This is a genomic window from Streptomyces sp. NPDC059247, from assembly GCF_042754005.1.
GTDB lineage: Bacteria > Actinomycetota > Actinomycetes > Streptomycetales > Streptomycetaceae > Streptomyces.
The window spans coordinates 160,997-183,768 of record NZ_JBHYZW010000010.1 but is presented as its reverse complement, the minus strand read 5'-3'; the positions used below and the strand labels follow the sequence as shown (position 1 = coordinate 183,768).

The 22,772-nt window shown below is 74.9% G+C and carries 18 protein-coding genes; 6 read left to right on the top strand and 12 right to left on the bottom strand.

Going from position 1 to position 22,772, the window contains the following annotated elements; translation table 11 throughout:
• Window positions 1–74: 74 nt before the first annotated feature.
• Genes ACFXGN_RS20000 through ACFXGN_RS19990 form a run of 3 tightly spaced genes read right to left on the bottom strand, consistent with a single transcriptional unit; the run spans window position 75 to window position 3,045 of the window.
• Window positions 75–965 (bottom strand): ABC transporter ATP-binding protein, encoded by an 891-nt coding sequence (locus tag ACFXGN_RS20000; protein WP_384860775.1) that lies wholly within the window; start codon window positions 963–965, stop codon window positions 75–77.
• Entirely contained in the window at window positions 962–2,044 is a 1,083-nt protein-coding gene (locus tag ACFXGN_RS19995; protein WP_384860773.1) for a FecCD family ABC transporter permease, read from the bottom strand. Before ACFXGN_RS19995 ends, ACFXGN_RS20000 begins: the two co-directional genes overlap by 4 nt.
• A complete protein-coding gene (locus ACFXGN_RS19990) occupies window positions 2,041–3,045 on the bottom strand; it encodes a FecCD family ABC transporter permease (protein ID WP_384860770.1) in 1,005 nt (334 codons plus the stop codon). The genes ACFXGN_RS19995 and ACFXGN_RS19990 overlap by 4 nt, the downstream gene beginning before the upstream one ends.
• A gap of 465 nt (window positions 3,046–3,510) precedes the next feature.
• Here ACFXGN_RS19990 and ACFXGN_RS19985 point away from each other — a divergent pair, with 465 nt between their 5' ends.
• Window positions 3,511–4,254 (top strand): HAD family hydrolase, encoded by a 744-nt coding sequence (locus ACFXGN_RS19985; protein WP_384860767.1) that lies wholly within the window; start codon window positions 3,511–3,513, stop codon window positions 4,252–4,254.
• On the opposite strand, the gene ACFXGN_RS19980 is transcribed toward ACFXGN_RS19985, so the two are convergent.
• The gene (locus ACFXGN_RS19980) at window positions 4,242–4,520 is read right to left on the bottom strand and encodes a hypothetical protein (RefSeq protein WP_351780785.1); all 279 of its coding nucleotides are present in this window, start codon (window positions 4,518–4,520) and stop codon (window positions 4,242–4,244) included. The two genes, ACFXGN_RS19985 and ACFXGN_RS19980, sit on opposite strands and share 13 nt — an antisense overlap.
• Window positions 4,521–4,660: 140 nt before the next feature.
• Here ACFXGN_RS19980 and ACFXGN_RS19975 point away from each other — a divergent pair, with 140 nt between their 5' ends.
• A complete protein-coding gene (locus ACFXGN_RS19975) occupies window positions 4,661–5,044 on the top strand; it encodes a cold-shock protein (protein WP_351780786.1) in 384 nt (127 codons plus the stop codon).
• A gap of 62 nt (window positions 5,045–5,106) precedes the next feature.
• Here the strand turns inward: ACFXGN_RS19975 and ACFXGN_RS19970 are convergent, their stop codons facing one another.
• The 4 genes from ACFXGN_RS19970 to ACFXGN_RS19955 form a co-directional block, all read right to left on the bottom strand.
• Window positions 5,107–5,961, bottom strand: a complete 855-nt coding sequence (locus ACFXGN_RS19970; protein ID WP_384860763.1) for a 1,4-dihydroxy-6-naphthoate synthase — start codon at window positions 5,959–5,961, stop codon at window positions 5,107–5,109.
• Complete coding sequence (locus ACFXGN_RS19965; RefSeq protein WP_384860760.1) at window positions 5,958–6,716, bottom strand: futalosine hydrolase; 759 nt, start codon at window positions 6,714–6,716, stop codon at window positions 5,958–5,960. The genes ACFXGN_RS19970 and ACFXGN_RS19965 overlap by 4 nt, the downstream gene beginning before the upstream one ends.
• 7 nt (window positions 6,717–6,723) lie before the next feature.
• Window positions 6,724–7,203 (bottom strand): DUF2771 domain-containing protein, encoded by a 480-nt coding sequence (locus ACFXGN_RS19960; protein ID WP_384860757.1) that lies wholly within the window; start codon window positions 7,201–7,203, stop codon window positions 6,724–6,726.
• Window positions 7,204–7,792: 589 nt separating this feature from the next.
• Window positions 7,793–9,217: an MFS transporter gene (locus ACFXGN_RS19955; protein WP_384860754.1), complete on the bottom strand. Its 1,425-nt coding sequence runs from the start codon at window positions 9,215–9,217 to the stop codon at window positions 7,793–7,795.
• A gap of 437 nt (window positions 9,218–9,654) precedes the next feature.
• Here ACFXGN_RS19955 and ACFXGN_RS19950 point away from each other — a divergent pair, with 437 nt between their 5' ends.
• Both ACFXGN_RS19950 and ACFXGN_RS19945 read left to right on the top strand, forming a co-directional pair.
• Window positions 9,655–10,584 (top strand): DUF3027 domain-containing protein, encoded by a 930-nt coding sequence (locus tag ACFXGN_RS19950; RefSeq protein WP_384860751.1) that lies wholly within the window; start codon window positions 9,655–9,657, stop codon window positions 10,582–10,584.
• Window positions 10,585–12,312: 1,728 nt separating this feature from the next.
• Window positions 12,313–15,462 (top strand): sacsin N-terminal ATP-binding-like domain-containing protein, encoded by a 3,150-nt coding sequence (locus tag ACFXGN_RS19945; RefSeq protein ID WP_384860748.1) that lies wholly within the window; start codon window positions 12,313–12,315, stop codon window positions 15,460–15,462.
• Window positions 15,463–15,474: 12 nt separating this feature from the next.
• Here the strand turns inward: ACFXGN_RS19945 and ACFXGN_RS19940 are convergent, their stop codons facing one another.
• A complete protein-coding gene (locus ACFXGN_RS19940) occupies window positions 15,475–15,864 on the bottom strand; it encodes a hypothetical protein (protein WP_384860746.1) in 390 nt (129 codons plus the stop codon).
• A 438-nt stretch (window positions 15,865–16,302) separates the two neighbouring features.
• Between ACFXGN_RS19940 and ACFXGN_RS19935 the strand changes: the two genes are divergently transcribed.
• A complete protein-coding gene (locus ACFXGN_RS19935; protein WP_384860743.1) occupies window positions 16,303–17,676 on the top strand; it encodes a DUF4157 domain-containing protein in 1,374 nt (457 codons plus the stop codon).
• A gap of 95 nt (window positions 17,677–17,771) precedes the next feature.
• Here ACFXGN_RS19935 and ACFXGN_RS19930 read toward each other — a convergent pair whose 3' ends face one another.
• On the bottom strand, window positions 17,772–20,183 hold the full coding sequence (locus ACFXGN_RS19930; RefSeq protein ID WP_384860739.1) for an HAD-IC family P-type ATPase: 2,412 nt from the start codon (window positions 20,181–20,183) through the stop codon (window positions 17,772–17,774).
• Window positions 20,184–20,486: 303 nt separating this feature from the next.
• Window positions 20,487–20,783 carry a DUF2530 domain-containing protein gene (locus ACFXGN_RS19925; protein ID WP_384860736.1) on the bottom strand — a complete coding sequence of 99 codons (297 nt, stop codon included), beginning with the start codon at window positions 20,781–20,783 and terminating at the stop codon, window positions 20,487–20,489.
• A gap of 156 nt (window positions 20,784–20,939) precedes the next feature.
• On the opposite strand from ACFXGN_RS19925, the gene ACFXGN_RS19920 reads away from it, so the two are divergent.
• On the top strand, window positions 20,940–22,382 hold the full coding sequence (locus ACFXGN_RS19920; protein ID WP_384860734.1) for an NCS2 family permease: 1,443 nt from the start codon (window positions 20,940–20,942) through the stop codon (window positions 22,380–22,382).
• Here the strand turns inward: ACFXGN_RS19920 and ACFXGN_RS19915 are convergent.
• Complete coding sequence (locus tag ACFXGN_RS19915) at window positions 22,352–22,597, bottom strand: hypothetical protein (RefSeq protein WP_384860732.1); 246 nt, start codon at window positions 22,595–22,597, stop codon at window positions 22,352–22,354. The genes ACFXGN_RS19920 and ACFXGN_RS19915 overlap by 31 nt on opposite strands.
• Window positions 22,598–22,772 lie beyond the last annotated feature (175 nt).

Genomic DNA, 22,772 nt, shown 5'->3' with positions numbered 1-22,772 from the left:
GGGACCGTGACTCGGGCATCGCCCCCGTACCCGTATCCACATCCGTACGCGCGTCCGCGCCCGTGTCCGGGCCGTCAGCCCTTGGAGACCTCGGGCTCGGACCCGGGCCGCGACCCGGGCACGGCCCCCGTACCCGTACCCGCATCCGGACGCGCGTCCGCGCTCGTGTCCGTGTCCGACCTCCACGGTGCTCCCGGGATCACCAGGGGGGAGCCCGTCACCGGGTCGGGGACGACGACCGAGGCGAGGCCGAAGACGTCCCGGACGAGGTCCTCCGTCACGATCTCCGACGGCGGGCCCTCCGCGACGACCCGGCCCTCCTTCATGGCGATCAGGTGGTCCGCGTACCGCGCCGCCTGGTTCAGGTCGTGCAGGACGAGGACGACGGTCCGGCCGCGCAGCCGGTTGAGGCGGCGGACCAGGTCGAGGACCTCCACCTGGTGGGAGATGTCCAGATAGGTGGTGGGCTCGTCGAGGAGCAGCAGTTCCGTCTCCTGCGCGAGGGCCATCGCGATCCACACCCGCTGCCGCTGGCCGCCGGAGAGCGCGTCGACGGACCGGTCGGCGAGCGCGGCGACGTCCGTGCGTTCCATGGCGTCGGTGACGGCCCGCTCGTCCTCCTCGGACCACTGCTTCCACCACGCCTGGTGCGGCTGCCGTCCGCGCGAGACGAGGTCGGCGACGGTGATGGCCTCCGGCGCGACCGGGGTCTGCGGGAGCAGTCCGACCGAGCGGGCGACGCTCTTCGTCGGGAGCTTCGCGAGGTCCTCGCCGTCGAGCAGCACGGCGCCGCCCCGGGGCTTGAGGAGCCGCCCGAGCGCCCGGAGGGTGGTGGACTTGCCGCAGGCGTTGGGGCCGACGATCACGGTCACCCGGCCGTCGGGAATCGCGAGGTCCAGTTCGTGGACCACGGTGCGGTCCTCGTAGGCGAGCGTCAGCCCGCGCGCGGTGAGCCTGCTGGTCATGCCTTCCCTCCGGTACGGCTGCGGACGATGAGCCAGATCAGATACGGGGCGCCGACCGCCGCCGTCAGGACTCCCACCGGCAGTTCGACGGGGGAGAGGAGCCGCCTGCCGAGCAGGTCGGCGAGGACCACGACCAGGGCGCCCGCGAGCGCCGAGCAGAACAGCGGGATCTGCGCGGTCCTGGTCATGCGGCGGGCGATCTGCGGGGCGAGCAGCGCGACGAAGTCGACGGGCCCGGCGACCCCGGTCGCCACCGACGCCAGGACCACGCCGACGGCGACCAGCCCGAGCCGGACCCGCCCGAGCCGGACGCCCAGCCCGGTCGCCGTGTCGTCGTCGAGGGAGACGGTCCGCTGCGCGCGGGCCGCCCACAGCACGGCGGGCAGCAGGAGCAGCAGCGTCCAGCGGACCGGCGCGGACTCGTCCCAGCCGCGCCCGTTGAGGGAGCCCGTCATCCAGATCTGGGCCTGCTGGGCGACCAGGTAGTCGCCCTTGGTCATGAAGAGGGTGGTGAGGGACCGCAGCGCGATGGCGAAGCCGATGCCGATGAGGACGAAGCGGGTGGCGTGCAGTCCGCCGCGCCAGGCGAAGGCGTAGACGAGGGCGGCGGCGAGGACACCGCCCGCGATCGACAGGTACGGCAGCACGGTGTACGAGGTGAGGCCGAAGGTCATCGCGGCGACGGTGACGGCCCCGGCGCCCTGGCTGATGCCGATGATGTCGGGGCTGGCGAGCGGATTGCGGGCCACGGTCTGGATGAGCCCGCCCGCGATGCCGAAGGCGGCGCCGACGGCGAGGGCGACGACGAGCCGGGGCTCGCGCAGCTCCGCCACGACGAACGCGGACGGCGAGGAGTGCCCGAGCAGGATCCGCAGGACCTCGGAGGGGGCGACGAACTTCTCGCCGACACAGAGGTACGCGACCGAGGACACGGCCAGGAGCAGCAGCAGGGCCCCGGCGACCAGGGCCGAACGGCGGTGCACGAGGAAGGAGGCGCTCCCGGCGCGGACCAGGCCGTACCCGGCGGGGCGGGGGCTCGGGCGGGTCGCGGCGGGGCGGGCGGCGGTTCCGGTGCTCACGCGGCCACCGCCTTGCGACGGACGAGGGCGACCAGGAACGGCACGCCGATGAGGGCGGTCATCACTCCGGCGGGGACTTCGCCCGGCGGGAACACGATCCGTCCGGCGACGTCCGCGACGAGCAGCATGACCGGGCCGATGAGCGCGGCCATCGGCAGCACCCAGCGGTGGTCGGAGCCGACGACGGCGCGGGCGATGTGCGGGACGGCGAGGCCGACGAAGGCGACCGGTCCGGCGGCGGCGACGGCCGCGCCGGTGAGGACGGTCGCTCCGGCCCCGCCCACGATCCGTACCGTCGCGACGCGCTGTCCCAGGCCCTTGGCGACGTCCTCGCCGAGCGCGAGCGCGTCGAGGCCGCGCGCCACGGAGACCACGAGGAGCGCGCCGACCAGCAGGAAGGGCCAGACCTGGGCGACGATCTGCGCGTCGCGCCCGTCGAGGGAGCCGGTCTGCCAGAACCGGAACTCGTCGAGCGCGGAGGCGCGGGTGGTGAGGATGCCGGTGGTGACGGAGAGCAGCAGGGCGTTGATCGCGGCGCCGCCGAGGGCCAGTTTCACGGGGGTCGCGCCGCCGCGCCCGCCGGAGGCGACGGCGTGCACGGCGACCGCGGCGACGGCGGCACCGGCGAAGGCGAACCACACGTAGCCGCTGAGTCCGTGCACGCCGAAGAAGGCGATGGCGACGACGACGGCGACGGCGGAGCCCTGGCTGATGCCGAGGATGCCGGGGTCGGCGATCGGGTTGCGGGTGATGCCCTGGAGGGCGGTGCCCGCGAGGGCGAGCGCGGCGCCGACCATGAGGCCGATGAGGGTACGGGGGACGCGGAGGCCCCGTACGACCTCGGCGTCGGCGCTCGTGCCGCCATGCAGCAGGGCGTCGAACACCGTCGAGGGGGCGATGGCGCGGGCGCCGACGGCGAGGCTGAGGAGGACGGCGAGGAGGAGGGCGACGACAGCCGCCGAGGTCGCGAGGACCCGTCTGGTACGGAGAGCGGCTGGCATCGGGACCCATCGGGGGGAGTACGGGTTTGGTAAGGCTTGGCTCAGTGTAAGCACCACTCACCACCCCGGACGCGGGCCGGAGGACCCTCGCGGGAGCCCTCGCGGGAGCGCGTACGGGAGCCCTTACGGGTCGGGGCGGGCAGGGCGGGACCTTGTGGGGCGGGACCGGTGGGGCCGGGGCCGGTACTGGCGGGCCCCGTGCGGCCGGGCCCCTACGGGCGGCTCCTGAGGGCCGGGGCGCTCAGGGGTCCGCGCGCGCTGGACATAGGGCCCAGGCCCCGTCCTGGGGCGGGAGCCGGGTGGCGCACCTCACGCGGGAGATTCCGGGAGCGCCCGCGGACAGACCGGCCCCGGAGCGACCGCTCCCAGAGCGACCGCTCCCGGGCTGGCCCCCCCCGAAAGGGATCCGGCCCCGGACAGGAGGTCCGGGATCGCCCCGGTCCGTCTCAGGGGCGACCCCGGAGAATGGGGCGTATGACGACGACCTCAGCCACCCCGTCCCCGGCCACGCCCCCCGCCAGCAGTCCGGCGAAGACAAAGGCGAAAGCAGAAGCGCAGGCAGAGACGGAGACGGAGACGGAGACGGCGGCGGGGCCCGGCGGCGTACCGCTCACCGTCGGGTTCGATCTCGACCTGACGCTGATCGACACCCGGCCCGGCATCAGGGCGACCTGGGAGGCCTTCTGTGCCGAGACCGGTGTCACGGCCGACATCGACCTGGTCGTCAACCGGCTCGGCCCGCCGCTGGAGCACGAGATGGCGCACTGGGTGCCCGAGGAGGCGGTGACCGCGATGACCGCCCGCTACCGCGCGCTCTACCCGGCGTACGCGATCGAGCCCTCGCACCCCATGCCGGGCGCCCGGGACGCGATCCGGGCGGTCCGCGAGGCGGGCGGCCGGACGATCGTCGTCACCGCGAAGAACGGCCCGCACGCCGAGCTGCACCTGGCGCACCTGGGCATCGAGCCGGACGCGGTCGTCGGCAGCCTGTGGGCGGAGGGCAAGGCGGAGGCCCTGCGCGCGCACGGCGCCCAGGTGTACGTCGGGGACCACGTCGGCGACGTCCGGGGCGCGGCGGCGGCCGGGGCCCTCTCGGTGGCGGTCGCCACCGGCCCCTGCGCCGCCGGGGAGCTGACGGCGGCCGGGGCGGACGTGGTCCTGACGGACCTGACGGATTTCCGGGAGTGGTGGGCGGGCTACCTGGCCTGAACCGGTACGGCCCCGCCGTCGCGCGCCTGCCGCCGCTGGGCGGCGATCGCGCGCAGCACGCCCGCGCCCGCGACCATGAATCCGACGCCCATCAGCATGGACACGGTGTACGCCACGGTGGGGAACGGGTCGGTGCCCAGGAACAGCGGGGCCACGGTGACCAGCGTCGCCACCGCGCCCACCGCGAAGATGATCACACCGGCCTTGACGAGGCCGTCGCCGGGGGCGCTGTCGTCCGCCGGGGCGGCGGGGGTTTCACTACGCATCCGGCCAGGGTAGTTCCCAGGCCACAGGAACACACCGGCGACGTCTTGTCACCGGTCCCGGGAGCACTAGCCTGGTCCCGGCGGGCCGGTCGGCCCGCTGTCTGCCATCCCCATCGACAAGGACGAGGACGAGGAAAGACGTGCCTACCGGCAAGGTCAAATGGTTCAACAGTGAGAAGGGCTTCGGCTTTCTCTCCCGTGACGACGGCGGCGACGTCTTCGTCCACTCGTCGGTGCTCCCTGCCGGAGTCGACGCGCTGAAGCCCGGACAGCGGGTCGAGTTCGGCGTCGTCGCCGGACAGCGCGGCGACCAGGCCCTGTCCGTCACGATCCTCGACCCGACCCCGTCCGTCGCGGCGGCCCAGCGCCGCAAGCCCGACGAACTGGCGTCCATCGTCCAGGACCTGACGACGCTCCTGGAGAACATCACGCCGATGCTGGAGCGCGGCCGGTACCCGGAGAAGACCCAGGGCAAGAACATCGCGGGTCTGCTGCGCGCGGTCGCCGACCAGCTGGACGTGTGACGCCCTCCTGACGGGCGGCGCGCCGGGCCGCCCCCGTCAGGGAACGCGCCCGGCCGTCTCCCTCAGGGGAACGCGAGCGCGTCCGGGCCGAGGGGCGGTACGAGTCCCTCGGCCGCGGCGCGGGTGAGCAGCCCGCGGACCGCCGCGTAGCCGTCCTCGCCGAGGTCGGCGGTGAACTCGTTGACGTACAGACCGATGTGCTGGTCGGCCACGCCCGGGTCCATCTCCTGGGCGTGTTCGAGGACGTACGGGCGGGAGGCCGCCGGGTCGTCCCAGGCCATCCGCACCGACGCGCGGGCCGCGTCGGCGAGCCGCCGCAGGGTCTCCGCGCCCAGCGAGCGGCGGGCCACGATCGCTCCGAGGGGGATCGGGAGCCCGGTCGTGGCCTCCCAGTGCTCGCCCATGTCGGCGAGGCGGCGCAGCCCGTACTCCTGATAGGTGAAGCGGGCCTCGTGGATGACGAGCCCGGCGTCGACCTTCCCGTCGCGGACGGCGGGCATGATCTCGTGGAACGGCATCACGACGACCTTCCCGACCCCGCCGGGCACCTGGTCGGCGGCCCAGAGCCGGAACAGCAGGTACGCGGTCGAGCGCTCGCTCGGCACCGCGACCGTCCGCCCGGCCAGGTCCGCTCCGGTGGCCGCCTCCCGGGTCAGGACGAGCGGCCCGCAGCCCCGGCCGAGGGCGCCGCCGCAGGGCAGCAGCGCGTACTCGTCGAGGATCCAGGGCAGCACGGCGTACGACACCTTCAGCACGTCGTGGTCGTCGGTGCCGCCCTCCGCCCAGCCGTTGGTGACGTCGATGTCGGCGAACGTCACGTCGAGCCGGGGCGCGCCCGGGACGCGGCCGTGGGCCCAGGCGTCGAAGACGAAGGTGTCGTTGGGGCAGGGCGAGTAGGCGATCTTCAGCTCGGTCACGACGGCTCCACGAGGACGGTGCTGCTGAGCAGCTCGAAGGCGTGCCGCAGGGATTCCAGGGCGTCGCCGATGCGCCAGGCGGCACGGTCGCGGGGGCCGACGGCGTTCGACACGGCCCGGATCTCGACGACGGGCAGGCCGTGCGCGGCGGCGGCCTCGGCGACCCCGAAGCCCTCCATGGCCTCGGCCCCGGCCCCGGGGTGGCGCCCGGCGAGTTCGGCGGCGCGGTCGGCGGTGCCGGTGACGGTGGAGACGGTGAGGACGGGGGCGACGGCGTGCGGGAGGCCGCCCGCCGTCAGGGCGGCGGAGATCCGGCCGGTCAGCGCGTCCGGCACGGGATGGGCGGACCGGCCGAAGCCCAGTTCCTCGACGGTCAGATAGGCGTCGGGGGTCCGCGCGCCGAGGTCGGCGGCGACGACGGACGCCGAGACGACGACCGAACCGAGCGGGGCGAGGGGGAGGAAGCCGCCCGCGATCCCGGCGGACACGACGAGCCCGTAGGGGGCGTCGGGGCCGGTGAGCGCGGCGGAGGTCAGGGCCGTGGCCGTGGCGGCGGCGACCGCGGCGGGTCCCACCCCGCCGACGAGCACGTCGACCCGTACGGGACCGGCGTCGGTGCCGGCCGTGTGACGGCGCAGCACGAGGCCCCCCGGCAGCGGGAGGAGCGCGGGGCCGCCGAGGTGGGGGCCGAGGCCGGCGGAGACGGAGTCCGCCTCAGCCGCCACGGCCGTCACGATCAGGCTCCGGTGGGCCACCGGAGGATCAGGATTCCTTCTTCAGCTGGAAGTGCCAGATGCCGGTCAGCTTCTTGCCGGTGTTCTCGACGATGGTCACCTGGCTGGAGTTGGTGGCCTCGCCGGACTGGGTCGAGAAGAAGGCGCTGGCCGGAATGGTCCGGTACGTCTTCTTGTACGGCTCGGGCTCGGCCTGCTGGCCGCCGAGGAAGATGGTCCAGCCGTTCTCCGCGATGTCGGGGTCGACCCCGAAGCGGATCTTGTCGTCCATCGCGACGGAGATGGACTTCTCGGCCTTCTTGTTGAGGCACTGCTGGATCTGCGACTCCTTGATGGCTTCGCCGTCGTTGTAGCAGGCGGCCTCGGAGTGGATCGAGTCGGTCCCGACCGTCAGGGTCGCGACAGGCGTCGGCTTGTCGCAGGCGGAGAGGACGAGGAGCCCGGCGGAGACGGCCCCGAGGGCGACGGCGGCCCGGCGGCCCGAGCCGGAGAAGAACGCAACGGTCATGAGCCGAAGGCTATCGGGCCGTCGCGTCCACGCCACGAGGGGGTACGGCGTGCCGCCCCGGGGTACCTCCGGGGCACCCCCGCGCGACGGCCGCCTCGACGGTACGAGAAGGGCCCCCGGGGCCTTTCGGGCGCGGCCCGGAAAGCCCCGGACCCTTGGGGCGCGGCGGCCGGGGAGGGGCCCGCCCCTGAGGGTCCGGAGGGGGGCTGACGGTCCGGAGGGTCCGGAGAGTCCGGAGGGGGCTGACGGTCCGGAGAGGACCGGTGGGTCCGGAGGGGGCCGGTGGGCCAGAGGGGCCGGTGGGGGCCGGTGGGCCCGGAGTCCGGTGGGCCCCCCGTGGGCCGGAGGGGCCGGTGGGCTCGGAGTCCGGTGAGCCGCCGCGCCTGAGCCGCCGCGCCAGCCGCGCTCGCCCCGCCCGGTGACGGCCCGGCGGCCGGAGGCCCGGCCCCGCTCCGGGTGGAGGCGCATCCCCGCTCCGGGTGGAGGCCCAGCCCCCGCTCAGGCCGGAGGCCCGGCCCCCGCTCCGGGTGGAGGCCCAGCCCCCGTACAGGCCAGCGGCCTGCCCCCCCCGCTCAGGCCGAAGGCCCCGTCAGGCCACCCGGGCCTTCGGGCGGTTCTTCGGGCCCGGGGGGCGGCGGGCCTCGGCGAGCAGGCCACGGACCGCGAGCGCCGCGCCCAGCGCGAGGATCGCGGCGGCCACCGACATGCCGAGGGTGCCGTTCAGCGGCAGCGCGATCCCGATGCCGCCGCCCACCACCCACGCCATCTGCAGCGCCGTCTCCGACCGGGCGAACGCCGAGGTCCGTACCGACTCCGGCACGTCCCGCTGGATCAGCGCGTCCAGCGACAGCTTCGACAGCGCCTGGGTGAGCCCCGCGACCGCGCCCAGCACCGCGACCATCACCCCGCCGAAGAACACCGCCGTCAGGACCGCCGTACCGCACACCACGCTGATCATCGTGGCGATGATCACCTCGGGTCCCTGCCCCCGGTCCCGGAGCAGCGAGCCCACGGCCGTCCCGCACGCGTTGCCCACGCCCGCCGCCACGCCCACGATCCCCAGCGACACGGCGGCGCTCTGCCCCGACAGCGGATGCTCCCGCAGCAGGAACGCCAGGAAGAAGATCAGGAAACCCGACAGCATCCGCTGCGCCGCGTTCGCCTGCAGACCGTGCAGCACGGACGGCCCCACCGTCCGCAGGTTCGGCGGCTTCTCACCCTTCTCACCCCTGGAGCCCTTCCCGCCCTTCTCTCCCTTCCCGCCGTGCGCCAGCAGATGGGCCCGCCGTTCGCCCTTCGCCGAGTCCACCTTCGGCGGCATCCGCAGCGCCCAGAACGTCCCGAGCAGGAACAGCGCGCACGCCCCGTACAGCGGGTACGGCGTGCCGAGGAGGTGGAGCCCCGCGCCCACCGGCGCGGCGACCCCCGTCGCGAGCAGCCCCGCCAGGGTCACCCGCGAGTTCGCCTTCACCAGCGAGAAGCCCGGCGGTAGCAGCCGGGGCACCACCGCGCTGCGCACCACCCCGTACGCCTTCGACGCCACCAGGACCCCGAGCGCCGCCGGGTACAGCTCGATCCCGCCCGTCGCCACCAGACCCGAGAGCACCAGCGCGAGGACCGCCCGGGTCAGCATCGCGCCTGCCATCGCCGCCCGCCGCCCGTGCGGGACGCGGTCCAGGAGCGGACCGATCACCGGGGCGAGGAGGGTGAACGGCGCCATCGTGATGGCCAGATACAGCGCGACGCGCCCACGGGCCTCGTCGGTCGGCACGGAGAAGAACACCGTCGACGCGAGGGCGACGGTGATCATGACGTCCCCGGCGCCGTTCACGGCGTGCAGCTCGATCAGCTTCCCGAGCCCCGACTCGCCCGCGCCGTGCGCGTGCGTCGCCTTCCGGATGCCCCTCGCCGTCCCGGTGAAGGGCAGGTGCAGGACACGACCGACCTTCCGGCCCGCTCGGCGGAGCGGCCCGGCATGATCTTCGGATCGTGCGGGGGACCGTGCGGCTGCCACTCCGTCATAGTGCCCCACCGGCCCGCCGGACGAACCGTGGCGCGGCGGTGGACACGCCTCCCGCCCGTCTCCCACGGCCACTTCCGCCCGTCCCCCACCACCCTTCCCGGCCGTCCGCCGCCCCGCCGTCCACCCCTTTTCGGCCGTCCTCGCCACCCGATCCGTGACCTGTGATCGGGGCCACTTGGGACGGGCAGGTGGGCTCTGGCCCGGGAACGGGGTAGCGTGCGTAGCGCGTCACCGGCGGAAGCTTTCGGCCGCGCGCCTCTTCGGCATCCCGCAGAATGGATGGCGATAGGTGTGCCCGAGACACGCGAGACAAGTCGGGTGCGCGGACGTCGATGCGGCCCACAGGTCCGCTCCGCCCGCCGCCCGAGGTTCGCTCCCGTCGCTCGGCCGGCGCACCCGTGAGACGGCGTAGGAGAGAAGCGAGACCTGTGAGTGCTGCGACGACGCGAAGCGGTACCCCGCGTACCCCGCGAGCCACGCGTACCCCCGACCGCCTGTGCGCCGAGGCCGTAGACCTCGCGCGGGAGGCCGCCGAGGAGGCGGCCGCCCCGGGCGTCGTCGGCGCCCATGTCGACGTGGTCGCCGAGGGTGACCGCGTCGTCACCCATTACTTCGAGTCCAAGGAACCGGGCTACCGGGGCTGGCGCTGGGCGGTGACGGTCACCCGCGCCTCCCGCGCGAAGAACGTCACGCTCGACGAGACCGTCCTGCTGCCCGGCTCCGACGCCCTCCTCGCCCCCGAGTGGGTGCCGTGGAGCGAGCGGCTGCGCCCCGGCGACATGGGCCCCGGCGACCTCCTGCCCACCGAGGAGGACGATCCGCGCCTGGAGCCCGGCTACACCGGCGAGGACGAACCGCCGCCGAACTCCGTCGTCTCCGATGAGTTGGCCGCGCACCTCGACGTCGAGGACGCCGAGATCGTCACCCGCGCGCCCTCGCGCGGCGCGATCGCCTCGGTCGCCGACGAACTGGGCACGCGCCGGGCCCGTGTCCTGTCCCGGTACGGGCTCCACATGGCCGCCGACCGCTGGGACGAGGCGTTCGGCCCCCGGACGCCGATGGCCCTCGCCGCGCCCGCGCCCTGCGTCTCCTGCGCCTTCCTGGTGCCGCTGGCGGGGTCGCTGAAGCAGGCGTTCGGGATCTGCGCCAACGAGTTCTCCCCGGCGGACGGCCGGGTCGTGTCCCTCGCGTACGGCTGCGGCGGGCACTCCGAGGCCGCCGTCATGCCGAACACGCCGCGCCCGGCGGCCCCGGTCCTCGACTCGGTGGGCGTGGACGTCTTCCCGCTCCGCCCGGCCGACGACTCCGGCTCGACGACGGAACCGGACGCGGCGTCGGAGGACCTGGGCCACTCGTAGCCCACCCGCCCCGGGGCGCTCCCGCCCCGGGAACGGCCACCCGTCCCGCCCCCCGGTGGGTCACCCCCGACCCACCGGCCCCACCCGCCCCACACCGGCCCCGCACCCCGGACCGGCGGGCGGCCGTACGCACCGGAACCGCCAGGCGGCCGTACGCCGGACTCCCCGGACCGGCCGCACGCCGGACCGCCGGGCGCCCGGCGGTCGTGAGCCGGACCCGCCCCGATCCGTACGCGCTCCACGCGGGCCCCCGGCCCCGCCCGGGGCCGGACCGCCCGCCGGGCACCGGATTCACCGACCCGTGGCCGTACGCCGACCCCGCCCCGGACCGGGACCGGCGCCGTCGGCCGCCCGCGCGGCGCAGGGGCCGAGCCGCTCGGCCATCCGCCGTACGTGTGGGAGTGCGCCGGGCCGTGGCCGTACGCCGGAGAGACCGGGCCCACCCGGCGCCGGGCCTGTGAGTGCCGACGATTCGTCGTACGGGGTCCCGCAGGGCCGTGGCCGCCCACCGGGCCATCCGGCGCCGTCCGGCATCGGATTCCGCGCCGGGGCCGAGCCGCTCGGCCGTTCGTCGTACGTGTGGGAGTGCGCCGGGCCGTGGCCGTACGCCGGACAGGCCGAACCCGCCCGGCACCGGGATTGTGAGCCCCGGCCGCTCGTCGTACGCGGAGTGCGCCAGACCCGCCCGGTCCCGGTCCCGGCCCCGGTCCCGGTCCCGGTCCCGGCCCCGGCCCCGGCCCCGGTCCCGGCCCCGGCCCCGGCCCCGGTCCCGGCCCCGGCCCCGGCCCCGGTCCCGGTCCCGGCCCCGGCCCCGGCCCCGGTCCCGGTCCCGGCCCCGGCCCCGGCCCCGGTCCCGGTCCCGGGCCGAGCCGCGAGTCCCCGACCGCTTGCCGTGCTCGGGGTCGGCCGGAACTGCGGCCGTACGCCGGACAGACCGGGCCCGCCCGCCACCGGGGCTGTGAGCCCCGGCCGCTCGTCGTACGCGGAGTGGGCCGGACCCGCCCGGTCCCGGTCCCGGGCCGAGCCGCGAGTCCCCGACCGCTTGCCGTGCTCGGGGTCGGCCGGAACTGCGGCCGTACGCCGGAGAGACCGGGCCCGCCCGACCCCGGTCCCGGGCCGAGCCGCGAATCCCCCCGACCGCTTGCCGTGCTCGGGGTCCGCCGGTCCCGTGGCCGTACGCCGGACTGGCCGGGCCCGTCCGGCACCGGACCGCCCGGCACCGGACCGCCCGGCACCAGGCCCCGCGTCGGTGCCGGGGTGCCTCATCACTCGTCGTGCGTGAGACTCGCCGGGCCCATGGCCGTACGCCCGACTCGCCCGCCCCCCCCCGGACCGGCATCGGCCCGTCCGGAGACCGGCCCCCACCCCACCCGGGGCCACCCCCGGCGGGCCCGTAGCGGAGTCGAGTCGTCCGGTCGCCTGACTCCCGGTGCGCGCTCGGGCCGCCCGTCCGCCCGTCGTGCGCCGGTCGTACGCCGGGACGTCCGGCGTGCGGGCGTGCACCAGGTCGTCGGGCCGCCGGACGGGCCCGCCGCCCCGCCACGGGCGGGCGCCGGATCACCCGGTGCCCGGCCGGGACCCGGACGCACGGCGGCGTTCCCGCCGCCCCGGCCCCAAGGGGGCCGTACCCGCCCCGGCGGTCCGGGGGGCGCGGGGCGCGGTACCTTCGGGCCCCGGGACTTCGGGTCCCGGACGTGCCGCCCGTCCGGGCGGCCACCGCCCCGCAGAGTGGAGTCAGACGTGAACGTCAGCGTCCGGACGACGGCCGACGGAACCGATCCCTTCGGCACCGCACGGCTGCGCCGGGGAGTGCTCGACGCCTGGGGCGCCTCGCCCGCCCGCTTCCGGGAGGACGCCAACGCCGAGGAGGACCTCGCCCTCGGCGGCTACCGCGACCGGCTCGTCGTCGAACTCGCCCAGAACGCCGCCGACGCCGCCCACCGCGCGGGCGTCACCGGCCGTCTGCGGCTCACCCTGCACCCGGCGGACCACGAAGGCCCCGCCGCCCTCGCCGCCGCCAACACCGGCGCCCCGCTGGACGCCGTGGGCGCCGAGTCGCTGTCCACGCTCCGCGCCTCCGCCAAGCGGGAACAGGGCGGCGAAGGCGGCCCCGGCGCCGTCGGCCGCTTCGGCGTCGGCTTCGCCGCCGTCCTCGCCGTCACCGACGAACCCGCCGTCCTCGGCCGCCACGGCGGCGTCCGCTGGTCCCTCGCGGAAGCCCGCGAACTCGCCGCCGAGACCGCCCGGAACAGCCCCGGGCTCGGCGACGAACTGCGCCGCCGCGACGGCCACGTCCCCCTGCTGCGGCTCCCGCTGCCCGCCGAGGGCACCGCCCCCGACGGCTACGACACCGTCGTCGTCCTCCCGCTCCGCGACCCCGCCGCCGTCGCCCTCGCCGAACGGCTCCTCGGCGCGATCGACGACGCCCTCCTGCTCACCCTCCCCGGGCTCGCCGAGATCGTCGTCGAGACCGCCGACGGCGTACGGACCCTGAGCCGCTCCGAGGACGACGGACACGTCCGCGTGGACGACTCCGCCACCGGCAGCCGCCGCTGGCGGACCGTCAGCCACACCGGCCCCCTCGACCCCGAGCTGCTGAAGGATCGCCCCGTCGAGGAGCGGCTGCGCCCCCACTGGTCGGTCACCTGGGCCGTACCCGTGGACGACGCGGGAGCCCCGCGCCACCCGCGCACCACCCCGGTCGTCCACGCCCCCACCCCCACCGACGAACCCCTCGGCATCCCCGCGCTGCTCATCGCCTCGCTGCCGCTCGACACCGCCCGCAGGCACCCGGCGCCCGGCCCGCTCACCGACTTCCTGGTGCAGCGCGCCGCCGACGCCTACGCCGAACTCCTCGCGGACTGGCGGCCGGTGACCAGCGCGTCCCTGGACCTCGTCCCCGGACCGCTCGGCAAGGGCCCGCTCGACGGGGCGCTGCGCGAGGCGATCCTCGACCGGCTGCCGCGCGTCGCGTTCCTCGCGCCCGCCGTCCCCACCGAGGAACTCCCGGCGCTCCGCCCGATCGAGGCGGAGGTCGCGGAGGGCGCGGGCGCGGACACCGTCGGCGTGCTCGCGGAAGTGTTCCCGACCCTGCTCCCTGCCGGTCTCGAACGGCGGCCCGAGCTGCGGACCCTCGGGGTCGGCCGGGTGCCGCTGACCGAGGCGGTCGACCGGCTCGCGGGCGTGGACCGCCCCCCGGGGTGGTGGTGGCGGCTCTACGACTCCCTCGCGGGCGTGGACCCCGACCGGCTCTCGGGCCTGCCGGTGCCGCTGGCGGCGCCGGAGGACGGCGGCCCGATCCGTACGACGACCGGCCCGCGCCAGGTGCTGCTGCCGCAGCACGGCACCCCGGTGGAGCTGACCCGGCTGGGTCTGAAGGTCGCCCACCCGGAGGCCGCCCACCCGATCCTGGAGAAGCTGGGCGCCCTGCCCGCCACGCCCCGCGCGGTCCTGACGACCCCGCAGGTGCGGGCGGCGGTCGCGGGCTCCCTCGACGCGGGCGAGATCTGGGACGAGGACGCGCTGGACGCGGAGGAACTCGCGGAGACCGTCCTCGGCCTGGTCAGGGACGCCGATCTGGAGCCGGGCGACGAACCCTGGCTGGGCGCGCTCGCGCTCCCCGACGAGGACGGCGAGCTGTCGCCCGCGGGCGAGCTGGTGGTGCCGGGATCGGCGTTCGCCGCCGTGATGCGGCAGGACGAACTGGCGCTCGTCGACGCGGACCTGGCCGCCCGCTGGGGCGAACGGCCGCTCGCCGCGTGCGGGGCCCTCACCACGTTCGCGCTGGTCCGGGCGACGGACCTGCTGCTCGACCCGGACGAGGTCGAGCCCCGCGAGGGCGACTACCCGGAGCCCGACGACGCGGGGCTGCTCGACGCGGTCGACGTGTGGTGCGAGGACGTCCTGGACCGGCTGCCGGAGTCCCCGGTGCCGCCGGTGGCGACGGAGATCGTGGCCGTACGGGACCTGGACCTGGTCGACGACGACGCCTGGCCCCGGGCCCTCGCGATGCTCGCCCTGCCGCCCCTGCGGGACGCCCTGACGCAGCCCGTACGGGTCCTGCTGCCCGACGGCACGACGGAGACCGTACGGCCGTACACGGCGTGGTGGCTGCGCGACCACCCCGTCCTGGACGGCCGCCGCCCGGCCGGACTGCGGGCCGAGGGCTCGGACCCGCTCCTGACCGGACTGTACGACTCCGCCGACGCGACCGGCTTCGAGGACGAGCAGGTCCTGCGGGCCCTGGGCGTCCGCACCTCGGTCGGCGCGCTCCTGGACGAGCCGGGCGGCGCGGCGGAGCTCCTCGCCCGGCTCGCGGACCCGTCCCGGGAGGTCACCGGCGCGCAGCTGCACGCCCTGTACTCGGCCCTCGCCGAGCTGGACCCGGAGCAGGTGACGCTGCCGGACGAGCTGCGGGCGGTGGTGGACGGCGAGGTGGTCGTGGTCGACGCGGCGGACGCGGTGGTCGCGGACGCCCCGGACCTGCTGCCGCTCACGGACGGGCTGCCGCTGCTCCCGGTGTCGCCGTCGCGCGCCGCCGACCTGGCGGACCTGCTCCAGGTGCGGCGGCTGAGCGCCACGGTGGACGCGGAGGTCACCACGGCGGGCGAGGAGCACGGGGTCCCGTCCCCGGTGCGCGCGCTCCTGGGGCCGACGACCCCGGCGACGTACGTCGAGCACGAGGAGCTCCTCGTGGCGGGCGCGGAGCTGGACTGGCGCCGCACCCCGGACGGCGTGGTCCACGCCGCCACCCTGGAGGGCGTGGCGGCGGCCCTGGCCTGGGCCACCGGCCAGTGGCCCCGCCGCTTCGAGGTCGCCGCCCTCCTGGAGGACCCGACCCGGACGGCGGAACTGGCCAGGGACCGCTGGTTCGACTGAGGGGGGCGCCGGTCAGGCGCACCACAGCGCGCCGCGCCGGTGCCGGGCCTCCGGCACGTCGGCGGTCTCGGCCGCGTCGAGGTCGAGTCGGGCGCCGGGCCCGTCGACCAGCCGCCGCAGGACGCCGGTCCGGTGGCGCAGCCGCTGCCGGGCCCGGCGCTCCTCCACCCCGGCCTCCCGGGTGACGGTGCGGTCCCTCTGGTACCGGGGGAACGCGTGGACCTCCACCGCGCGCCGCACCGCGCGGGGCCGCTGCCGACGGCCCTCCCGTACGGCCTCGCGGCTGCCGGAGGCGTCGTACCGGAGGCCGTGGAGGACGACGGCGAGCCAGGGCCGCCCCGTCGGCCGGTCCCCGGCGGCGCGGGCGCGGGCGGGCGGGAAGTGGTGGGCGGTGCGGCTCATGAGGGCTCCACGGGTGGCCCGCCGGGGGTGTCCCGGCGGGCCACCCGACCCCGCCTCGGGCCCTCGGCCCGTATGTTCCGTCCCGTCCGCACGCGCGTACCCCACGGTCCCGGCCGAGGCCCCGGCGACCCGGTTCCACGAGGGGCGACCCCGGCGGAGCCGGTCGGTGGCGGACGCGGTGGCCCGGCCCGCACCGGCCCCGGCGGCCGGTCGCTACCAGGCGCGGTGGCGGCGCGTCAGGTCCGTCCGGCCGTACGCGGGGGCAGAGTCCGGCTTCCGGTTCTGCCCCCGTGGGTGTCCGCCGCCGTCTGGCCCGGCAGGGCCGGGCGGTGGTGCACTGGCCGTGGAGCGGTGTCGTGTGCCCGTCCGGGCCCTGGCGGGGGAGCGGCGCCGCGCTCGGCTCCCTGGTCCCCCGGTCCGAGGGAAGAGGGAACCGACGTGCGTGCGCAAGAACCGGAGAAGGCTCCCGGCCGGTCCGTCCCCCGTCCGTCCGCGACCCGGGCCGAGGCCGGAGCGCCCGCGGCCCTCCCCGGCGGCATGGCACCCCGGGAGGTCCTCGCCCTCCAGCGGACCGCAGGGAACGCCGCCGTCGCCCGGCTGGTCGAGGACTCCCGCCACCAGCACGGAGCCGGATGCGGCCACTCCCAGCCGGACGCCCCGGTGCAGCGCTCCGCCGTCCAGGAGGTCCTCCGCGCCGGGGGCAGGCCGCTCGACGACGGCACCCGCACGGAGATGGAGGGGCGTCTCGGCGCCGACTTCTCCGACGTCCGCGTCCACGAGGGCGTGGCCGCGCAGCGCTCCGCCGCCGAGATCGGCGCCCGCGCCTACACCTCCGGCAGCCACGTCGTCATCGGCAGCGGCGGCGGCGACAAGCACACCCTCGCCCATGAGCTGACCCATGTCATCCAGCAGCGCCAGGGCCCCGTGTCCGGCACCGACAACGGCGGCGGGCTCAGCGTCTCGGACCCTTCGGACCGCTTCGAGCGGGCCGCCGAGGCCAACGCCACCCGGGTGATGTCCGGGCCCGTCCCGGCAGCGGGGGAGAGCGGGGCCCACGGGCCCGGGGAGGGGCACGCGCACGCGGAGCAGCCCGTGCAGCGCCGTTTCAAGGCCCTGTTCGGAGGCGGGAAGCAGGAGGCGGCGGCTCCGGAGCCGGAGCAGGTCCGGGTGGGCGGCCGGGTCATCCCCATGCGCCGCGAGAACGGGTTCTACGAGTTCGCGCACGAGGGGCGGACCGTCTTCATCCATGACCTCGCGGTGCAGAACGGCGAGGTCGACGCGGGTCTCGCCAGGCTGATCAACCAGTTCCTCGGGGGCGGCATGTTGCTCTACCGGGGGGTCCCGCGCTGGCACCCCACCTGGCATCAGCTGAACGATTCGCGCACGGTGCCTCCGCTGGGCGAGGGGCGTCTTCCCAACTTCGACACCCGCGAGACGTCCTTCATCCCGTTCGCGCCGACGCAGACCGTCGCGCTGGGGGCCGCCGTCTCCCGTACGGGCATGGGCGACGGGGACGAGGCCCGGTTCGTCCAGGGATACGACCAGGGCGACCCCGCGAACGTGCTGGGACAGATGGTGACCGTGTTCGCCTCTCCGGGGCAGAACGACGTGGCCTTCTTCAACGAGACGGAGGTCCAGGTCAGGGGGCCGGTGCAGGTGATGCACCAGCAGTTCTTCACCATGGGCACCCCGCTCAGCGAGGTCTACGGCCCGGAAATAGGGGAGGAGCCGCTGAGCTCGATGAGCGCGGCGAATCCCACGGCGGAGGAGATCGCCGCGTACGAGGAGGAGCACGGGTCGCTGCGGCGGTGACCGCCGTCCCGGCGGCGGGCGGTGCGGCCCCGCCCGGCCCGCCGCCCCCTCCCGGACGCTCCGTCCGGGCCTCCCGGCCCCGGTCCCTCCGGGCGTCAGGCCGGGAACCTCCGGCCCACCCAGCGCCAGACGAACTCCAGGAGGACGCCGCCCGCCGCCGCGATGGCCACGGCCGTCCACGGCATGGTGACGCCGATCAGCTTCAGGGCGAAGAACTGCTGGAGCCAGGGGACGACGAGGACCAGCAGGAAGGCGCCGCCCATGGTGGCGACCAGGGTGAGGCGCCACCACGTGTAGGGGCGGGCGATGATCGCCAGGACCCACATGGAGACCAGGAAGAGGGTCAGGGTGGCGGCGCTGGTCTCGGCGGCCAGGGCGTCCGGGCCGGTGTAGTGGTGGCGGGCCAGCAGATAGGTGGTGAAGGTGGCCACCGCCGCGATGACCCCGCCGGGGATCGCGTACCGCATGACCCTGCGGACGAAGTGCGGCCTGGCCCGTTCCGTGTTGGGCGCGAGGGCCAGGAAGAAGGCCGGGACGCCGATGGTGAGGGTCGACAGCAGCGTCAGGTGACGGGGCAGGAACGGGTACTCGACCTGGAAGCAGACCACCAGGACGGCCAGGAGGACCGAGTACACCGTCTTGGTGAGGAAGAGCGTGGCGACCCGGGTGATGTTGCCGATGACCCGGCGGCCCTCCGCGACCACCGAGGGCAGTGTGGCGAACGAGTTGTTCAGGAGGACGATCTGGGCGACCGCCCGGGTCGCCTCCGAGCCGGAGCCCATCGACACGCCGATGTCGGCGTCCTTCAGGGCCAGGACGTCGTTGACGCCGTCGCCGGTCATGGCGACGGTGTGGCCGCGCGACTGGAGCGCCGCCACCATGTCCCGCTTCTGCTGCGGGGTGACCCGGCCGAAGACCGCGTTCGCGTCCAGGACCTTCGCCATCTCCTCCCGGTCGGCGGGGAGGGTGCGGGCGTCCACGGTGTCCTCGGCGCCCGCCATGCCGAGCTTCCCGGCGACCGCGCCGACGGAGACCGCGTTGTCACCGGAGATGACCTTGGTGGTGACGTTCTGCTCGGCGAAGTAGGCGAGGGTCTCGGCGGCGTCGGGCCGCAGCCGCTGTTCGAGGACGACGAGCGCGGTCGGCCGGGCGTCGGCGGTCGGACCGGGCTCGTCGAGGTCGTGGTCCGTACGGGCGAGCAGCAGCACCCGCAGACCCTGCTCGTCGAGCCGGTCGATGTCGGCGAGCACGGGGTCCCCGGCGCGCAGCAGCACGTCGGGGGCGCCGAGCAGCCACGTCGAGTTCTCCCCGTCGCCCTCGCTGAAGGACGCCCCGCTGTACTTGCGCGCGGAGGAGAACGGCAGCGACGCGGTGCAGCGCCACTCCACGGGGGTCTCGGGGAAGGCGTCGACGACCGCCTGGAGGGAGGCGTTCGGGTGCGGGTCGGACTCGCCGAGGGCCGCGAGCACCTTCCGTACGTACGTCTCGTCGGCGTCGTGCAGCGGACGCAGCTCGGTGAGGTTCATCCCGCCCTCGGTGAGCGTGCCCGTCTTGTCGAGGCACACGACGTCCACCCGGGCGAGGCCCTCGATGGCGGGCAGCTCCTGCACGAGGCACTGCTTGCGGCCCAGCCGGACGACCCCGATGGCGAAGGCGACGGAGGTCAGCAGGACGAGACCCTCGGGGATCATCGGGACGATGCCGCCGACCGTACGGGCGATGGCGTCCTTGACGTTGTCGCTCTTGGCGAAGAGCTGGCTGAGGATCAGCCCCAACGCGGTCGGGACCATCATCCACGTCACGTACTTGAGGATCGTGGAGATGCCGGTGCGCAGCTCGGAGTGGACGAGGGTGAAGCGGGACGCCTCCTCGGCGAGCTGCGCCGCGTACGCCTCGCGGCCGACCTTGGTGGCGGTGAAGGCGCCGCCGCCCGCGACGACGAAGGAGCCGGACATCATCCGGTCGCCGGGCTTCTTCACGACGGGGTCGGCCTCGCCGGTCAGCAGGGACTCGTCGACCTCCAGGCTGTCCGCCTCGGCGACCTCGCCGTCGACGACGACCTTGTCGCCGGGGCCCAGTTCGATGAGGTCGCCCAGGACGATGGCGGAGGTGGAGATCTCGGTGGGGGCGCCGTCGCGCCGGACGGTCGGTTTCGCCTCGCCGATGACGGCGAGCCCGTCGAGGGTCTTCTTGGCGCGGAGTTCCTGGATGATGCCGATGCCGGTGTTGGCGACGATCACGAAGCCGAAGAGGCTGTCCTGGATCGGCGCGACGAACAGCATGATCGCCCAGAGGACGCCGATGATGGCGTTGAAGCGGGTGAGGACGTTGGCCCGGACGATCTCGGTGGTCGAGCGGGAGCTGCGCACCGGGACGTCGTTGACCTCGCCGCGCGCGACGCGTTCGGCGACCTCGGCGGAGGTGAGTCCGCCGGGCCGGTGCACGACGGGTGGCCCGCTCCCCGCCGTCTCGCCGCCGCCCGTGTCGATCTTCGCCCGCTGAGTCATGTTTTCGACGGTACGGCCGGTTCGGGGCGTTCACCTGCCGAGACGGGCGAAGATCAGACCGGGGGAGGAGGGGAATCGTCCGCTGGTGCCATGCGCGGGCCACCGGGCCCGGGGGTGCGGTGGGCCCCGGCGCGGTGGTGGGGGTGTCGTGGTGACCGCCGGGCCCGGGGGCGAGGTGGGGATGTCGTGGTGAGTGCCGGGTCCCGCCGTGGTGCCGGAGGTCCCCGGGTCCCGTGGTGCGGGGTGCCCTCCGGGTGCGGGCCGCCGCCGGGTGGAGCCGCGCGTCCGGGCCGCCGCCGGAGGCTACGCGTCCGGGTGGTCGTCCGGGTGGCCGGGAGCGGCTCCGGACGCCACCGCCGCCGCGTGCCGCTTGATCGCCGCGTCCCGCTTCCGTACGTACCAGATGCCGATCAGGCCGAGTCCGCCACCGGCCAGGCAGGTCCACACCCACCAGGTGAGGTCCCGGTCGTCGAACCAGCCGTAGAAGGGGACCTGGACGAGGAAGAGGACGAACCAGAGGATCGTTCCGCCGGTGATGGTGGCGACGACGGGCCCTTCCAGGGGCTCGGGTGCCTCGTGCTTCGGTGTCCACTTCGCCATGGGCATCAGTCTAGGTGGCGGGAATCAGTCCCCACACGCGGTCTACGCGCGGAGATGGACTCCCGATCGTTCATGTGTTCATACTGAAACGGTTTGCCTGTGGCGGGTTTCTTTCGTATGAACCGCCAAATGGACTTCTCCCCGATGAGGACCCCCATGAGCACCACGGCCCCCGCCAAGGCCACGCCCCCCGAGCCGTCCGCACCCGCCTCGGGCCTCGACCGCTACTTCAAGATCTCCGAGCGCGGTTCGACCGTCGCCCGCGAGATCCGCGGCGGTTTCGCCACCTTCTTCGCGATGGCCTACATCATCGTGCTGAACCCGATCATCCTCGGCAGCGCCAAGGACATGTACGGGAACCAGCTCGACAGCGGCCAGCTCGTCACCGCGACCGTCCTGACGGCCGCGTTCTCCACCCTCCTCATGGGGGTCATCGGCAACGTCCCGATCGCCCTCGCCGCCGGTCTCGGCGTCAACACGGTCGTCGCCCTCCAGCTCGCGCCCAAGATGTCCTGGCCCGACGCCATGGGCATGGTCGTCCTCGCGGGCGTCGTCGTCATGCTGCTGGTCGCCACCGGACTGCGCGAGCGTGTGATGAACGCGGTCCCGGTCGGCCTGCGCAAGGGCATCGCGATCGGCATCGGCCTCTTCATCATGCTGATCGGGCTCGTCGACTCCGGCTTCGTCTCCCGCATCCCCGACGCAGCCCACACCACCGTCCCGCTCCAGCTCGGCGGCTCCGGCCACCTCCTCGGCTGGCCGGTCCTGGTCTTCGTCCTGGGCACGCTGCTCACCCTCGCGCTGATCATCCGCAAGGTGCCGGGCGCGATCCTCATCTCGATCGTCGTCATGACGATCGTGGCGATGGTCATCAACGCCGTCGCGACCGTGCCCTCCTGGGGCCTCACCACCCCGGAGTGGCCGGGCAACCCGGTCGCCTCCCCGGACTTCGGTCTGGTCGGGCAGGTCAGCCTCTTCGGCGGCTTCTCGAAGGTCGGCGTCCTCACCGGCGTCCTCTTCGTCTTCACCGTGCTGCTGTCCTGCTTCTTCGACGCCATGGGCACGATCCTCGGCGTCGGCGACGAGGCCAAGCTGACGGACAAGGACGGCAACTTCCCCGGCATCAACAAGGTCCTGCTCGTGGACGGTCTGGCCGTCGCCTCCGGCGGCGCCACCTCGTCCTCGGCCACCACCTGCTTCGTGGAGTCCACGGCGGGCGTCGGCGAGGGCGCGCGGACCGGCCTCGCCTCGGTCGTGACCGGCGCGCTGTTCTCCGTGGCGCTGTTCCTCACGCCGCTGGCCACCATGGTGCCCTCGCAGGCGGCCACGCCCGCCCTGCTCGCGGTCGGCTTCCTGATCCTGGCCGGTTCGGTCAAGGACATCGACTGGAGCGACTACACCATCGCGGTGCCCGCGTTCCTGGCGATGGTCATGATGCCGTTCACCTACTCGATCACGAACGGCATCGGCATCGGCTTCATCTCGTTCAGCGTGCTGCGCCTCGCGGCGGGCCGGGGCCGCGAGGTCCCCGTCGCCATGTACGTCGTGTCGGCGGTCTTCGTCTTCTACTACGCGATGCCGGCGCTCGGCCTCACGTGATCCGGGTCCCGGGCCCCCGCGGGCCCGGGTGCCCCGCCCTCCCCGTAGAACTTCTCCGTCTCCTCGACGGCGGTCGTGAACCGCTCGTCGAAGTCTTCTCGAACGAGCGTCCGGACGACATAGTCCTGGACGCTCGTTCCTCTTCTGGCGGCGTGACCCTTGAGCCGGTCGAGCAGCTCACTGTCGATGCGCAGGCTGAGCACTGTCGATCCCATGCCGCTCAGGGTCGGTCCACCCGGGGCCCCATCGTGTCGCTTTCCGGATTCGGCTCACTCGTTCGGGTGATACATCGAGGCCGGAGTGTTCCTTCCCGGCGCCCGGTTCACCCATGGGGCGGGAGAGAGGGATGTGATCCACGCTACGTCGGCGTGTTCCCGTTGGTATTTAGGA

Excerpts from the sequence above, each read along its gene's own strand:
- ACFXGN_RS19925 (WP_384860736.1), bottom strand. The coding sequence starts at position 20,783 with ATGGCGAAGTGGACACCGAAGCACGAGGCACCCGAGCCCCTGGAAGGG.
- ACFXGN_RS19985 (WP_384860767.1), top strand. The coding sequence starts at position 3,511 with ATGGGGCGTATGACGACGACCTCAGCCACCCCGTCCCCGGCCACGCCC.
- ACFXGN_RS19920 (WP_384860734.1), top strand. The coding sequence starts at position 20,940 with ATGAGCACCACGGCCCCCGCCAAGGCCACGCCCCCCGAGCCGTCCGCA.
- ACFXGN_RS19915 (WP_384860732.1), bottom strand. The coding sequence starts at position 22,597 with ATGGGATCGACAGTGCTCAGCCTGCGCATCGACAGTGAGCTGCTCGAC.
- ACFXGN_RS19960 (WP_384860757.1), bottom strand. The coding sequence starts at position 7,203 with ATGACCGTTGCGTTCTTCTCCGGCTCGGGCCGCCGGGCCGCCGTCGCC.
- ACFXGN_RS19930 (WP_384860739.1), bottom strand. The coding sequence starts at position 20,183 with ATGACTCAGCGGGCGAAGATCGACACGGGCGGCGGCGAGACGGCGGGG.
- ACFXGN_RS19990 (WP_384860770.1), bottom strand. The coding sequence starts at position 3,045 with ATGCCAGCCGCTCTCCGTACCAGACGGGTCCTCGCGACCTCGGCGGCT.
- ACFXGN_RS19940 (WP_384860746.1), bottom strand. The coding sequence starts at position 15,864 with ATGAGCCGCACCGCCCACCACTTCCCGCCCGCCCGCGCCCGCGCCGCC.
- ACFXGN_RS19980 (WP_351780785.1), bottom strand. The coding sequence starts at position 4,520 with ATGCGTAGTGAAACCCCCGCCGCCCCGGCGGACGACAGCGCCCCCGGC.
- ACFXGN_RS20000 (WP_384860775.1), bottom strand. The coding sequence starts at position 965 with ATGACCAGCAGGCTCACCGCGCGCGGGCTGACGCTCGCCTACGAGGAC.